The 14669-nt window shown below is 43.2% G+C and carries 13 protein-coding genes; 10 read left to right on the forward strand and 3 right to left on the reverse strand.

What is annotated here, in order from left to right; all coding sequences use genetic code 11:
- Both EL241_RS00365 and EL241_RS00370 read left to right on the forward strand, forming a co-directional pair.
- A complete protein-coding gene (locus EL241_RS00365) occupies positions 1 to 2388 on the forward strand; it encodes an Ig-like domain-containing protein (RefSeq protein WP_170166129.1) in 2388 nt (795 codons plus the stop codon).
- Between the two features lie 64 nt (positions 2389 to 2452).
- Positions 2453 to 4036, forward strand: coding sequence for an Ig-like domain-containing protein (locus tag EL241_RS00370; protein ID WP_036105163.1), 1584 nt, complete (start codon positions 2453 to 2455; stop codon positions 4034 to 4036).
- A 48-nt stretch (positions 4037 to 4084) separates the two neighbouring features.
- Here EL241_RS00370 and EL241_RS00375 read toward each other — a convergent pair whose 3' ends face one another.
- Positions 4085 to 5587: an IMP dehydrogenase gene (locus EL241_RS00375; protein ID WP_036105162.1), complete on the reverse strand. Its 1503-nt coding sequence runs from the start codon at positions 5585 to 5587 to the stop codon at positions 4085 to 4087.
- A gap of 143 nt (positions 5588 to 5730) precedes the next feature.
- Here EL241_RS00375 and EL241_RS00380 point away from each other — a divergent pair, with 143 nt between their 5' ends.
- From EL241_RS00380 to EL241_RS00415, 8 genes are all read left to right on the forward strand, one after another.
- On the forward strand, positions 5731 to 6012 hold the full coding sequence (locus EL241_RS00380) for a GNAT family N-acetyltransferase (protein WP_003756644.1): 282 nt from the start codon (positions 5731 to 5733) through the stop codon (positions 6010 to 6012).
- Between the two features lie 146 nt (positions 6013 to 6158).
- Complete coding sequence (locus EL241_RS00385) at positions 6159 to 6572, forward strand: CidA/LrgA family protein (protein WP_036105160.1); 414 nt, start codon at positions 6159 to 6161, stop codon at positions 6570 to 6572.
- On the forward strand, positions 6569 to 7240 hold the full coding sequence (locus EL241_RS00390) for an LrgB family protein (protein ID WP_003756640.1): 672 nt from the start codon (positions 6569 to 6571) through the stop codon (positions 7238 to 7240). Before EL241_RS00385 ends, EL241_RS00390 begins: the two co-directional genes overlap by 4 nt.
- 321 nt (positions 7241 to 7561) lie before the next feature.
- On the forward strand, positions 7562 to 8992 hold the full coding sequence (locus tag EL241_RS00395) for a PTS mannitol transporter subunit IIBC (protein WP_036105159.1): 1431 nt from the start codon (positions 7562 to 7564) through the stop codon (positions 8990 to 8992).
- A gap of 22 nt (positions 8993 to 9014) precedes the next feature.
- On the forward strand, positions 9015 to 11090 hold the full coding sequence (locus EL241_RS00400) for a BglG family transcription antiterminator (protein WP_036105157.1): 2076 nt from the start codon (positions 9015 to 9017) through the stop codon (positions 11088 to 11090).
- 17 nt (positions 11091 to 11107) lie between these two features.
- Entirely contained in the window at positions 11108 to 11536 is a 429-nt protein-coding gene (locus tag EL241_RS00405; RefSeq protein ID WP_036105155.1) for a PTS mannitol transporter subunit IIA, read from the forward strand.
- Entirely contained in the window at positions 11536 to 12687 is a 1152-nt protein-coding gene (locus EL241_RS00410) for a mannitol-1-phosphate 5-dehydrogenase (RefSeq protein ID WP_036105153.1), read from the forward strand. The genes EL241_RS00405 and EL241_RS00410 overlap by 1 nt, the downstream gene beginning before the upstream one ends.
- A gap of 82 nt (positions 12688 to 12769) precedes the next feature.
- Positions 12770 to 13417 (forward strand): hypothetical protein, encoded by a 648-nt coding sequence (locus EL241_RS00415; protein WP_036105151.1) that lies wholly within the window; start codon positions 12770 to 12772, stop codon positions 13415 to 13417.
- Between the two features lie 45 nt (positions 13418 to 13462).
- Here the strand turns inward: EL241_RS00415 and EL241_RS00420 are convergent, their stop codons facing one another.
- The gene (locus EL241_RS00420) at positions 13463 to 13825 is read right to left on the reverse strand and encodes a DUF1634 domain-containing protein (RefSeq protein WP_003756584.1); all 363 of its coding nucleotides are present in this window, start codon (positions 13823 to 13825) and stop codon (positions 13463 to 13465) included.
- Positions 13825 to 14664, reverse strand: a complete 840-nt coding sequence (locus EL241_RS00425) for a sulfite exporter TauE/SafE family protein (protein WP_036105148.1) — start codon at positions 14662 to 14664, stop codon at positions 13825 to 13827. The genes EL241_RS00420 and EL241_RS00425 overlap by 1 nt, the downstream gene beginning before the upstream one ends.
- Positions 14665 to 14669 lie beyond the last annotated feature (5 nt).

A 14669-nucleotide genomic window follows, 5' to 3' on the forward strand; every position in this document is an offset into this window, starting at 1 on the left:
ATGAAAAACGTATATAAAAAAGGCTTAGCTAGCCTAGTAGTTGCTGGCTGTTTGCTGACTTTCAATCATGGGATGGGAGTGGAAGCATCAGCAGCGGAAAAAGCATCGAAGACAATTTCAACACCAGCATTTATGCAAATGGAACTGCCGCAGAAAGCACAGTTGCTGGCAGCAGATGATTATGATATCGCCAAGAATTGGCAGGTGTTGCATTATAAAAGCAAGCTGAACATTCCACTGGATAAGATCTTTTTACAAGATGTCGAATCAAAGAGTCCGACAGAAACATTGAAGCAAGCATATGTAAACTTTGCTAACATCGATGCGACTTTCAAAGCGCAACGAGTTTTCAAATTTAAAAAAAATCATACGTATAACCTGAAATGGTACTACGGTATTCGGACAACTGGGAAAGCAGTAGCGACCGTTGATTTTAACGGAACGAAGAAAACGGTAGCCAATGCGCCGAACGTCCGCAACTTATATGAAGAGAAGATAGTTGCGAAAGAAGATATGGAGTATGTCGTTACAATGGAATTCACAGCGCCGAAAGTAACGAATGTCTTTCTGATGGTTGGACGTAATATCGCGGACAGCGACAATGGCATCGTTGACGTTACAGTCGAAAAACCAACTGTAACACAACCGGAAGCCGGAGATACAGTCTTAAAAGGTAAGGCAGAAAGCGGGAACACGATCCGTGCTTATAATGAAGCCCAAGAAGTGATCGGCGAAGGTAAGGTAGCTGCCGATAATTCCTTTATGGTGGGTATCGATCATAAATTGAAGCATAACGAGAAAGTATTCGTCACACAAACCAACAGCGAAGGGCTAGAAAGTGATCCTACAGAAGTAACAGCAAAAGATACGATCGCACCTGAAGCACCTAAAGCGGAGGATGTTGAATTTACTAAACAAATTGCATCGGGAAGTGCCGAAACAAATGCAAAAATCATCATTCGCGACAAGAACGGTGATATCGTTGGACAAGGTATTGCCAACAATTCTGTTGTCAACGACACAACAAGCACTTTTTCAATAAAATTGGCGAAAGAAATGGCAGTCGACGAAACATTGAATATTGTGGCAGTTGATGAGGCAGGGAATGTCAGCCCGAATACAACAGTAAAAGTGGTGGATAATTCTGTTCCGGAAGCACCTCAAGTGGATGCGATCACCGACCAGGACAGCACTTTGACTGGTAAGGGCTCTAAACCAGGGAGCAAGATCGAAGTGAAAATCGGCGATCAAAAATTTGAAGGAACAGTGGAAAATGATAAAACTTTCTCAATTGACTTGAAACGTCAGTTCCCAGGAGCTACTAAGATCACAGTCGTAGAGATCGATAAGAACCAAAAACGCAGTGAAGAAACGGTAGTGACAGTCAAAGGAACTGTGAAAACAGCCGTTCCGCAAGTGAATACAGTAGGCGACTCTGACAAACAGCTTACGGGTACAGCGGAAGCAAATGCTAATATCCAAGTAACGATCAATGGGGCGGTTTACACAGGAAAAGCAGACGAGAAAGGCAACTTTGTCATCCAGCTAAACCGAACTTATCCAGAGGGAACAGAAGGCAGCGTTATTGCTACAGGAAATTCTGGCATAGAGAGCGATGCAGCAACCTTCACGATAACAGATACTACAGCGCCGGAAGCACCAGCCGTAGCTGTACTGAAAGACGATGAAAGAACATTTACAGGGAAAACGGAAAAAGGTGCTACCGTCCGTGTAACATTTTCTGATAAAGACAAAGTCATTGGTCGTTACGAAACGGTGGCGGACGAAAATGGCGATTTTTCAATCAAGCTAGACAACACCTATAAAGCAGGAACGATTATTGAAACGACCGCGACGGACAAAGCAAATAACACTAGTCCAAGCGTCAAATCCAAAGTGCTGAGCAGCACAGAATTAGAAGTGGAACTATTAGAGATCACGAGCCAAGATGAATCAGCTGACGGACAAACATCACGTCCGAACAGTTATTATCAAGTGAAGATCGGGGATCGTGTCTATGAAGGATATTCCGATGATAACGGCGAATTCACTATTGATTTCAACCGTACGTATGAGGTAGGACTTCCAGTAACAGTCTTTGCGAAAGACGCAGATGACCGCACGGAAGTTGCTCATGCAGTTGTAATGCCGAGACACCCTACTTCCATGTCACCACGTAACGGGGACAGCGCTGTTTCCGGTCAACTGGATCCAGGGGCAAAAGTAACGCTTACGGTCAATGGAAATGATAAATATGAAACGACCGCAGATGCAGACGGCAACTTCATTATAAACTTGAATACGCCGCTTGATTTTGGAGATATCGTCAATGTAACTTCTGTTGTTAATAACATTACTTCTAGTGGAATGGATGTTATGGTCTTCTAAAAAAACATTAAAATGCCACGGCTTGCGAAAGCCGTGACATTTTCTAATGAAAGGGAGTTTGAAAATGAAAAATCATAAAAAATGGTTCCTTCGAATCGTTTTGCTTTTAGTTATAATGACTGCTGTGCATTTTATCGACAAACCACTAAAAGCAGAAGCTGCAGAAGTAACAGCTCGTACCTTTCTGAAAGTGAAGATCGATCCGGTTTATGATACGAGTACATATATCACAGGAAGCGCTGCGGCAAGAAGTACAGTGAGTATTCAAATAGCCGGGCGTGTTTACAAAGTCCGAGCTGATAATGCAGGGAGATATGAATGGTATATCGGCGGTCATCTGCCGGTAAATACATGGATCAAAGTTTCTTGTAATTCGTGTTTCTATTCTTCCAGTTCTTTATATGTACAAAAAGATCCACGAGCAGTTCCGGCACCATACTTAGAACCGGTCACCGAAAATGATACGACCATAAGCGGGACAGCAAGAGAAGCAGATCGTGTCGAAATCTACATCGACAATGCTGTTTACTGGGGCTATCCGGATAGAGTGACTGGTAAATTTACCGTAGCGCTTAATCGGACATTGCCGGCGGGAACGAAAATAACTGCTCAAAGCAGGCGGGGAAATTACCAAAGCCTAAAAACGACTATCACTGTCAGTGAGGCGCCTGTAAAATTGATAGCACCAACATTGGAAAATATTACGGATAAGGATGTTTCGGTAAAGGGGATCGCAAAAGATGCAGAAATCGTTTATCTGAAAATGGGAACGACATCATATTATGCGTATCCTAATGCCACCACAGGGGCATTTACGATCGAACTGAACAAGACCTATCCGGCAGGTACAAAGGTAGAAGCATACAGCAAAAAAGGTTCAGCCACAAGTTCGGTCACAACCGCCGTGGTTTTAGAAGGGGCAAAAACGATCACCGCTCCAACGGTTAATACAGTAAGCAGCGAGGATACTATGATCACTGGTACGGCTGATCCAAATGTTAAGCTGATCGCGAAAGTCGGGACAGATGAATATGAGGGTTACAGCGACAATAGCGGAAAATTTTCGCTGCGTTTGGATAAGGCTTATCCAGCAGGGACTTATGTACTGATCTATGCGTCAAAAGATGGTCAGAAAAGCACAGAAGTTATTACCACAGTCGTGCAAGGCGCGTTTCTACTGGGAATCAATATGGTGACAGACCAAGATGGTTTGATAACTGGCAAAACGATCGCTAATGCGGAAATAAAAGTTCGTATCAATGATCGCGTCTATCAGGGGAATGCAGATAGTGAAGGTTATTTCCAAATCATGATCGCAAAAACATATAAAGCTGGTCAAAACGTCGAGATTACCGCTGTTGATCCAGTTTCCAAGCATGTAGAGCGGAAGTTCATCCAAATCTATCCGGCAAAACCAACGATCAATACGGTTCGCGCTGGGGCAGATAATATTTCCGGTACCGCTAGTCCGCGGGCGTATGTGATTGTGAGAGTCGGCGGGAAAGATTATGGGACATTCGCCTCCGCTTCCGGATATTATTTTGTTTCTATCAATCCGAATGATGCCGTTCGGGGAGCGAAGGTAGAAGCCTTCCAAATCAGTCAAAATATTGAAAGTGCGATCGCGGAAGTGGAAATATTGAATTAAGATATGAAAAAAGAAGCAGCTATCAGTGGGCTGCTTCTTTTTTGCGTTTTATAAATTATTAGAGGTATCTTTCAATAACACATCATGCGCTCCGCCTTCTACGATCGATGTAGAGGATACGAGTGTGATCTTTGCTTTCTGCTGCAACTCTGGAATCGAAAGAGCACCGCAGTTACACATGGTCGATTTTACTTTGCTTAGGCTGGTATTGACATTGTCTTTGAGCGAGCCAGCATAAGGGACGTAAGAATCAACGCCTTCTTCAAAGGAAAGCTTTTTGTCCCCGCCGAGGTCATAACGCTGCCAGTTGCGGGCACGGTTGGAACCTTCGCCCCAATATTCTTTCATGTAAGTGCCATTTACGTTTACTTTGTTGGTCGGACTTTCATCAAAACGAGAGAAATAGCGTCCCAACATCAAGAAATCAGCGCCCATCGCTAAAGCAAGGGTCATATGATAATCGTACACAATGCCACCGTCAGAACAGATCGGGATATAAGTACCAGTTTCTTCATAATACTCATCACGGGCTTTAGCAACATCGATCAATGCCGTAGCTTGACCGCGACCAATGCCTTTTTGTTCCCGAGTAATACAGATCGAGCCACCGCCGACACCGACTTTGATGAAATCAGCGCCTGCTTCTGCTAGAAAACGGAAGCCGTCGCGGTCAACGATATTCCCTGCGCCTACTTTCACTCGATCACCATATTGTTTGCGGATAAAATCTAATGTGATTTTCTGCCATTCGGAATGTCCTTCTGAAGAATCGATACAAAGCACGTCCGCACCGGCTTCTACAAGTGCAGGCACGCGTTCTTCATAGTCACGAGTATTGATCCCTGCGCCTACCACGTAGCGTTTCGAGCTGTCCAATAATTCCAATGTGTTTTCCTTATTAGAATCATAATCTTTGCGGAAAACGATGTAAGCAAGATGTTGATCGTCGTCGATCAATGGTAGAGCATTTAGTTTATGATCCCAGATGATGTTGTTCGCTTCTTTTAACGTCGTTGTTTTATGCGCTGTCGTTAGCTTTTCAAAAGGCGTCATGAAGTCAGCAACTTTTTCTGTCAACTGCATGCGGGTGATACGGTAATCGCGGCTCGTAACGATACCAAGCAGTTTTCCTGTGGAAGTACCATCTTCGGTCACTGCGACTGTCGAATGACCGGTTTTTTCTTTTAAGTCCAACACATCTTGTAGTGTTTGATCAGGACGGATATTGGAATCGCTTAGCACGAAACCGGCTTTGTGATTTTTCACTCGGGCGACCATTGCTGCTTCTGATTCGATCGATTGGGAACCAAAAATGAAGGAAATGCCCCCTTCTTTGGCAAGTGCGATCGCCATTTCATCATCCGATACAGCCTGCATGATGGCAGATACAAGCGGGATATTCATGCTGATCTCCGGCTGCTGTCCTTTCTTGAATTTTGTTACGGGAGTTTTAAGGGCTACATTCGTAGGGACACAGTTCGTGGAAGAGTATCCAGGGACAAGCAGGAATTCACTAAAAGTACGTGATGGTTCTTCAAAATAAAATGCCATTTTTTTCACCTAACATCCTTTCTGATTTCGATTTTAAGTTATCTTTTATTATTTCAATGATTGTCTGATAAGTCAAATATCTTTTCGTTTGACTTTTACAAGAAATGGGAACCATAATATAGAAAAAGCTAGGAGGAATCGTAATGGAATTCAGAGAAGCGGCGAATAAGATCTATGTTGTAAATGATTCAGGAGAAACCATTGGGACAGCTAGTCTTAGCTTTCCAAAGCCAGATATTTTTACCATCGACAGTGTTGTAGTCGTGGAAGCAGCTAGAGGACGTGGTCTGGCAGCCAAATTGGTAGAATTATCCGTTATTCGAGCGATTCGCGAAGAAAAGAAAATCGTGCCAGTCTGTTCTTATGCAGTGGCTCAGTTTGAAAAGAGAACGGATTATCAGCTGGTAGAAGCAGCGCATCTATAAGAAGTGAGAACGAGATAAACCACAAAGCGGTCGTTAATGGACCGCTTTTTTGCTGTGACGTTATCATTTGGTAGTAATGAAAACTGTTTTCATAACACTGGTTTCTGGATATAATAGAGATAGCGAAATCAAAGGAGTTTTTAAGAATGATAAAAAAATACCAAGCAACGTTTTTATTAGGGGTAAAAATGGTTGCTCAATTTGCTATTCTCATTATTTTTTATGAGCTTGGTAATGGTGTCCAGTGGCTGACCCACATCTCTATTCCAGGGAGTCTGATCGGATTGATTCTATTATTTGTTTGCCTATGTCTCCGAATCATTCCTGCTCATTGGGTAGGATCAGGTTCCAGCTTTTTACTTTCCGTTATGCCGATTCTTTTTGTACCAGTCGTGGTAGGTCTGATCAATTATGGGCCGTTATTTCTGCATCACGGCATTTTTATTTTACTAGAACTGATTATTTCCTCGATGATCATTTTTTTCACAGCAGGTTGGTTCACCCAATTGGCTGTTAAATTTTTTTATAAACGAAATCATGGGAAAGAGGGCTTAAAATGATAGAAAATAGCGCGCTCTTTCTCTTAACGATTATTCTTTTTATGATCGGTGTATGGTTTCATAAACGGAAACCATCTGTTTTCACATTGCCGCTCTTTACTGTTAGTGCAATGATGATGGTCGTATTGTTACTCGGTCATATCGACTACGAGAAATACCTGCATGCGACCCAACTTTTTAATTTCACATTAGGCCCTGCCATTGTCGCCTTTGCCTTTCCGCTTTATCAGATTCGTGGGATCGTTTGGAAATTCGCTCCCTTTGTAGTAGCTGGTTTCACCGTCGGCATTTGTATCTCGCTGACAGCAACCTACTTACTGAGCTTTGTACTGCCAATCAGTCCAGACATCGTTCATTCACTTTGGGAGAAAAATGTGACGCTTCCCGTCGCGATGAGTATTTCACAAGAAACAAACGGAAGTGTCGCGCTGACCTCGATCGCGGTGATCTTATCTGGCTGCATCGGACTTAGTTTTGGACATAAAATCATGAACTGGATGCGGATCCATCACTTTGTGGCCCGCGGCGTAGCAATGGCAGCAGCGGCGCACATCTTCGGTACGAATGCTTCAATGGCATTGAATAAAGAAGAAGGCGGAATCGCGCTGGTAACGATGGCCGGGACAGCGATCATGGCAAGTGTGATCATTCCGTTGGTTTTGCATTAAGTGTCACTCTTAAAGTAACCCTGAAATCTCCTATAGTTGATCAAAAATGAAAGAATTCCAATAATAACTTACAGTTTTACTAGTTGGCGGACAATAATTATTGTCCGTCTTTTTGTAGAGATACCAACACATTAAGTATGTTATTTTACATTTGTCCTCCCCGCTTTGGACAAAATAAGCTTTACTTTATATTGCGAAAGCGCTTGCACTGTTATTACAATATAGGAGAAGGCAGTGCCTATGAAAAATTGTATGCGCAGACGATTTTTCAAAAGATAGATCGATTTATAAAAAGGAAAACCAAAGAGGAGGAAATTTTCCATGAGTGGGGAAAAAGGTGGCATTAAAGTTAAGATCCAGCAATTCGGTAGTTTCCTAAGTGGTATGATCATGCCGAATATCGGCGCATTTATCGCTTGGGGATTGATCACAGCGATTTTCATTCCTAAAGGCTGGTGGCCAAATGCAGATATTGCAAAATTAGTAGATCCGACAATCAAATACTTATTACCAATCTTAATTGGGTATACAGGTGGTAAGTTAGTTTATGACGTACGAGGCGGGGTTGTTGGTGCGATGGCAACGATGGGTGTTATCGTCGGTACAGACATTCCAATGTTCCTTGGAGCGATGATTGTAGGTCCGCTTACAGCATGGCTGATGAAAAAAACAGACAAACTTTGGGAAGGCAAGATCAAAGCAGGATTTGAAATGCTTGTTAACAACTTCTCAGCAGGGATTTTATCCGGGATTCTAGCAATTCTTTCTCTAATCGTCATTGGTCCTGCTGTTGAGGGGCTAGATAATATTTTGGCAGCTGGTGTAGAAGGATTGATGAGTGTCCATCTACTTCCGTTAGTAAGTTTATTCGTAGAACCAGCGAAAGTACTATTTTTAAATAATGCTATCAATCATGGGGTGCTTAGTCCGATTGCGATCGATCAAGCGCATCAAGTTGGTAAATCACTCTTGTTCTTAGTAGAAGCTAACCCTGGACCAGGTCTTGGTATTCTGCTTGCGTACTCTTTCTTTGGAAAAGGTACAGCAAAACAAACTGCACCAGGAGCAATCATTATCCAGTTCCTAGGTGGTATCCATGAAATCTACTTCCCATACATCTTGATGAAACCAATTCTTATTTTGGCAGCAATGGCCGGTGGGGTAACTGGTATCGCAACACTTTCCTTATTCCATGCGGGACTTGTCGGGGTCGCATCACCAGGTAGTATCCTAGCAGTACTTGCAATGACGGCACGAACAGACTATGTTGGTGTAATCCTAGCAGTCGTGCTCGCAGCACTCGTTTCATTCCTAGTAGCTTCCTTACTGCTTAAAACATCTAAACAACCGGACACAGATCTAGCAGCAGCAGAAAGCAAAATGCACGAAATGAAGGGTAAAAAGGCAATGACACCTTCTCAAACAGCAACAACAGTAGCTGAGGTGACGGAGCAAAACACATTGCCTACTAATCCGCGATCCATCATCTTTGCTTGTGATGCAGGTATGGGATCAAGTGCGATGGGAGCAAGTGTCCTTCGCAATAAGATCAAAAAAGCAGGATTAGATATCGAAGTGAAAAATACGGCGATCTCCCAATTGCCGGATAATGCGGATATTGTCGTGACACACCAAGACCTTACTCCTCGGGCGAAAGAAAAATTACCGACAGCTTATCACGTATCTGTAGAAAATTTCCTAAACAGTTCCAAGTACGATGAGCTTGTTGAGGAACTCAAAAATAATCAGTAGTTCATTGAAGGAGAGAATATAAATGTATATGTCAGCGCGCGCCAGATTGATCATGGAGTATATCTTGACGTCAAAAGAAGCCATTACAACAAGCGCGCTAGCTGATTATATGTCTGTGAGCGAACGAACAATCAGAAGAGATCTGAAAGAGATCGAAACGACCCTGCAGGGATTCCATTTAGAACTGCAGCGCGAAAATACGATTCTCACGATCGAGGGTAATGAAGCCGATAAACAGGCTTTCAAATGGCAGTTATTAGATCTCTCTTATAACGAATATACGCCGCTGGAACGTCAGCAGTATATACTAAAAACGATTTTGAAGAGCGATGAAGCAGTAAAACTGATTGCGCTCGCAAACGATTTAGGGGTAACGGTAGCAACCGTAAGCAATGATTTAACAAAAATGGAAGAAGAGCTGGACGAGTCCGTGCGAATCGAGCGGAAACGTGGCTCGGGCGTTAGGCTTATCGGCACGGAGACCGCCAAACGAACATTGCTCACGAATCTATTGGGGGAACAGTTTTCAGAAGCAAATCTATTTCGTCTGATGCAGGAACAGCCGGAGGAAGAGGGAGCAAAGCAAGCAGCTTCCGAGCGGTTGCTGCATTTGATCGACCGTAAGCTGATCCAGAAGGTCGAGAAAGTCTTACGCAACTGGCGGCAGCAATTAGAGTATCAGATCACGGATGATGCCTATATCAGTTTAGTGATCCATATCGTTATTTCGATCGATCGGATGCTTGCCGGACATTTTATTTATGAGCTACGGAATGAAAATGCAAAACGCTATCCGGAATTTCAAACAGCGAAAGAGATCATTGCCGAATGTTTGGAAATGGAAGCAGAGGTTGTTCCGGACGGGGAAGCGGGACTGGTAACGATGCATATCCGCGGAGCAAAGGCGCTCCATTATGACAGCGGCGATTTTACAGGTAATGAACATATCCAAGCGGTGACCGTTGCCAAGCAGTTGATCACAAGCGTAGAAGCAAAGATCGACCGCCGTTTAGACCAGCAAACGTTGCTAAAAGGTCTGACAGCGCATCTAAGGCCCACACTGAGACGTTTACACGAAAATATGCGTATCCATAATCCATTAGTTAAATCGATCAAACAGGACTATCCTGAGCTGTTTGATATTGTCAAAGCAGCATTTACAGAAATTTATCAAAGTGGTAACGTCCCGGACGAAGAAATCGGATATCTTGTCCTGCATTTCGGTGCGGCGATCCTACAAGGCAATGAGGAAAAAGTTTATTCAGGCATCGTAGTCTGTGCCAGCGGGATCGGCACTTCCAGAATGTTGGTCACAAGGCTAAGACAAGCGATCCCAGCACTGAAAAAGCTGCAGACGGTCTCGCTCTTTGAATTGCCGTTGCAAATGAAAAAAGAAAACTATGACGTGATCATTTCTACGATTGACCTTGGAAATGTCGATTTCCCCTACTTTTTCGTTTCACCAATGTTGACGGAGCGGGAAGTTTCGGAGATTGAAGTCTTTCTGAATGAAAAACAAGCAAACTACCACCGTCATGCAGACGAAGAAGAGATCAATCGGCAGACTACGATCTTAGAAACCGTCCACCGACTGGAAAATAAACAGTATTATATTTCCACCATCATTGATCTTTTAAATAACTTCCAAGTTTCGCCGATCGAGGGAAACAGCTCGGATCTGGAAGATACACTTCGGGCATTATGTATGCGGATCATGGAAAAGGATCGGGAAATGAATGTGGAAATGCTTATCAAATCATTGCTTTCCAGAGAGAAGTGGAGCGGGTTCGGGATCACGGGAACCAATTTAGCACTCTTTCACGCCCGTAATTCCGAAGTGAAGACGCCGATTTTTCAAATTTTTCCGTTAGAGAATAAAATGACTGTCCCTGCGATGGGCGGAGAGAACATGGACGCAAGTACTTTTGTTGTTTTACTTGCACCGGAAAAGTTCCCGCAGCAAGGATTAGAAGTTATGAGCTATATCAGTGCGATGCTGATCGAAAGTGAACAGACGACACGCATCTTGGAGTCCGCAGACAGCAGTTTGATTACAAGCTTTATCATTCAAAAACTGAACCAGTTTCTGAATGCCTAGTATTGGAGGAATTAACCATGGAATTAAAACAAACAGACATTAAATTGAACCAAACTTTTGCAGATAAAGAAGAAGCAATCCGTTTTGCAGGGGAATTATTAGTAGAACAAGGCTATGTCCAAACTGCTTATATCGAAAAAATGATCGAACGTGATGCTTTGACGTCCACTTTTATTGGGAATCAAGTAGCGATCCCACATGGTACAGAAGGAAGCAACGAGCTGATCAATGAATCGGGGATCGTTATCATCCAGGTACCAGAAGGCGTGGATTTTGACGGGAATGAAGTGAAAGTCGTGATCGGTATTGCTGGCGCTGACGGTGAACATTTAGATGTATTATCCAACATCGCGATCGTTTGCTCAGAAGAGGAGAATGTTGCAGAAATCATCCACGCAAAGTCTGCACAAGCAGTCATCGATCTTTTTGAAGGAAGTGACCTATAATGGCAGAGCAAGCATTGCATTTCGGCGCAGGCAACATCGGCCGTGGCTTTATCGGTCTGTTGCTTTCCAAAGCAGGTTACCAAGTCGTATTCGCAGATGTCAATGAACAATTAGTCGATGAATTGAAAAAAAGACAAAGCTATGAAGTCGTACTTGCCGACGAAGCAGAAGAAGTAATTCCTGTTTCTGGTGTAACGGCATTGCACAGTGCGAAAGAAGCAGCAGCTTTGATCGATACGATCGCTTCTACAAATATAGTCACTACCGCAGTTGGACCGAATGTACTGGCGATCATTGCTAAATCATTAGCGGCAGGAATCCAAAAACGCGTCGGCAATGAACATGTGTTACTTGTCATCGCTTGTGAGAATATGATCGGTGGCTCCGCATTTTTGAAAGAAAAAGTGTATGAGCAGTTAGATGATGAAACCAAGCAGTATGCCGATAAATATGTCGTTTTCCCAAATGCAGCGGTAGACCGTATCGTTCCTAATCAGACGAATGATGATCCGCTCACAGTAAAAGTAGAACCGTTTTATGAGTGGAAAGTAGAACGTCCAAAACAAGTAGCTGATCTGCCGGAAATTGATGGTCTTACTTTTGTAGATGACTTAACACCTTATATCGAACGGAAGCTCTTTACCGTCAATACAGGCCATGCTGTTACAGCGTATTTTGGTTTCATGCGTAAAATCGACTCGATCGAATCTGCCATCCATAATGAACAGATCCTGTTTGCCGTTCGCAGTGCGCTAGAAGAAACGGGTGCGCTCTTAGAACGGAAATTCCAATTCTCCCATACAGAACATCAAGCTTATATTGAAGAGATCATCAAACGTTTCAAAAACCCGAACATCTCGGACTACGTGACGCGGGTAGGACGTTCGCCAATCCGCAAGATCGGGGGCGACGATCGTTTCGTGAAACCTGCCAATCAATATGTAGAAGCTTTCCATGAAACACCGAAAGCACTCATTGATGCGATCGCAGCAGCCCTTCATTTTGATAATCCCGAAGATGAAGAAGCGGTTGCCTTGCAGAAAATGATTCAAGAAGAAGGCGTAGATAAAGCAATCACAAAATATACCGGCATTGAACCATATTCCCGTTTGTTTGTGAATGTGAAAGAAGCATATGAGCAATTAGCATAAAAAAAGGCTGATCCTTAATTAGGGATCAGCCTTTTTTATTACCCGGGAAATGTTATAATAGAGAAAAAAAGGGGAGAATGGATTGAAATCACATAAAAAGAGAAAAATCGGGATAGTGGTCCTTGGAAGCATCATCATCATTATTATTGTTTTAGCTGCGCTGATCTACTGCAAACACATGAATTTCTGGCCATTTCAAGGAGATAAAATCGCCGGGCTTCCGGATGATCATTTAAAGGTAGCGGACAAAAAAGTGGAAGGGCCAGTTTCGCTGTTGTTTGCTTCTAGTGGAGAGATTTTATTTAATTCGAAGGCGAAATATATTTCGGCATATATCGATTATTATGAGAAGGACAAGCGGAAGAAGCATGAGCTTATTTTTGAAACAGGTATGGAGAAAGGCGGCATAAGCGGTTCCTTTAATTGGGGTACATTATCTAATGCGGATGAAGGGGTTTTGCCAAAGGAACTAAGGATGAATATGGCAAGTCCCAATGGCAGTGTTTCAACAGGGAATTTTGTCTTTCCTAAAATCAAATGGGATGATACGGAGGGAGCAGCTTCTTCATTCAATGCTTTCTCACCTGTAAAAATCAAACTAGGTAAGAAATATATCGTCCAAACGTGGAGATCTGATGGGCGTGCATATGGTGAAGCAGCTGATATCTTCAGTAAGAAGGCACTACGACACAGTAATCAAACGGTTATTTTCTATATTGTGTTTAAATAATACTAAAAAACGGATTCGCTATCTAAAAGTAGCGAATCCGTTTTATCAATGATGACCAATAAAGAAACTAATGATCAAAATAATCAGTACGATAACGGTAATAATCACATATAGCCAGTCTTTTTCTTTATAAAACGAATAAATCGACACGACAACACGCAAGACAGGCGTCAAAATCAAGACGAACAAACCAAGCATGATGATCGCAAAAGCTTTTCCGGCAAAAATACCGCTGAAAATAGTCTGGAAAGTAACCGGATAATGACCGGCAGCATAGCCGGATTCGCCTGTGATCAGATAGAGGAGCAAGCCGAGCAAGATGATCACAGCTGCTGTCACAACCCCAATACGAAGGACTTTCCCGATAACGAGTTCGATTTTCTTTAATTCATCGTCAAGTGCAGTCATTAGAATGTCACCCCAAATCCGTTTAGAATCATTTGGATACCAATGTAGAATAGAATCGGAATGAAGATCATACGAATCCATTTAGCTGGCAAAATCTGCATGATGCGAGAGCCGAGCGTTGCACCGATCAAGACTCCTAATGCCACTGGTGCAGCTATTTCCGGACGAATCGAGCCGTTGAAAAAATAAACGGTCGCGCTGGCTGCTGCTGTGACACCCATCATCAAGTTGCTGGTCGCGCTAGAAGGTTTGAGCGGCATTTTCATAAAAGTATCTAATGCCATCACTTTAAAAGCGCCACTGCCGATTCCAAGTAGCCCGCTAGCAAGGCCGGCTCCGAACATCACGCTGAATCCGGAGGGCACGTGTTCGACGCGATAATCGACGTCTTTGCGAAGTGCTTTATCATAATAAGTGCTGTCGAGCTTTAGTTTTTCTGCGATCTTATCTGGCTCCTTATTGAGTTGCTCGGTTTTTTTGGAACGCAGTTTGATAATCATGTTGGTTGCAGAATAAACAAGTAAAAGTCCAAATAAAATATACATAAAAGTAGCGTTCAGCACGCCTGTCAAAACGGCACCGAGAATCGCACCAATTGTTGTCGCGATCTCTAGAAACATTGCGACGCGCAAATTGAGCATTCGATCTCGCAAATAAGCAATCGTCGAGCCAGAGCTGGTGGCGATAACTGAAATGATGCTGGCGCCGATCGCATATTTGATGTCTAGCCCGAAAACAAGCGTCAATACAGGAGTCAAGATGATCCCGCCGCCTAATCCCAATATGGAGCCCAAAATACCCGCAAGAATACTGAACCCGAATATCCCTAGTGTAACCATGTTTA

It is taken from the genome of Listeria grayi (genome assembly GCF_900638015.1).
GTDB classification, from domain to species: domain Bacteria; phylum Bacillota; class Bacilli; order Lactobacillales; family Listeriaceae; genus Listeria; species Listeria grayi.

What these genes read in the sequence shown, in the direction of transcription:
- EL241_RS00375 (WP_036105162.1), bottom strand. Translation starts at nt 5,587, where the DNA reads ATGGCATTTTATTTTGAAGAACCATCACGTACTTTTAGTGAATTCCTG.
- EL241_RS00420 (WP_003756584.1), bottom strand. Translation starts at nt 13,825, where the DNA reads ATGACTGCACTTGACGATGAATTAAAGAAAATCGAACTCGTTATCGGG.
- EL241_RS00385 (WP_036105160.1), top strand. Translation starts at nt 6,159, where the DNA reads ATGATAAAAAAATACCAAGCAACGTTTTTATTAGGGGTAAAAATGGTT.
- EL241_RS00390 (WP_003756640.1), top strand. Translation starts at nt 6,569, where the DNA reads ATGATAGAAAATAGCGCGCTCTTTCTCTTAACGATTATTCTTTTTATG.
- EL241_RS00380 (WP_003756644.1), top strand. Translation starts at nt 5,731, where the DNA reads ATGGAATTCAGAGAAGCGGCGAATAAGATCTATGTTGTAAATGATTCA.
- EL241_RS00410 (WP_036105153.1), top strand. Translation starts at nt 11,536, where the DNA reads ATGGCAGAGCAAGCATTGCATTTCGGCGCAGGCAACATCGGCCGTGGC.
- EL241_RS00365 (WP_170166129.1), top strand. Translation starts at nt 1, where the DNA reads ATGAAAAACGTATATAAAAAAGGCTTAGCTAGCCTAGTAGTTGCTGGC.
- EL241_RS00400 (WP_036105157.1), top strand. Translation starts at nt 9,015, where the DNA reads ATGTATATGTCAGCGCGCGCCAGATTGATCATGGAGTATATCTTGACG.
- EL241_RS00425 (WP_036105148.1), bottom strand. Translation starts at nt 14,664, where the DNA reads ATGGTTACACTAGGGATATTCGGGTTCAGTATTCTTGCGGGTATTTTG.
- EL241_RS00395 (WP_036105159.1), top strand. Translation starts at nt 7,562, where the DNA reads ATGAGTGGGGAAAAAGGTGGCATTAAAGTTAAGATCCAGCAATTCGGT.
- EL241_RS00405 (WP_036105155.1), top strand. Translation starts at nt 11,108, where the DNA reads ATGGAATTAAAACAAACAGACATTAAATTGAACCAAACTTTTGCAGAT.
- EL241_RS00370 (WP_036105163.1), top strand. Translation starts at nt 2,453, where the DNA reads ATGAAAAATCATAAAAAATGGTTCCTTCGAATCGTTTTGCTTTTAGTT.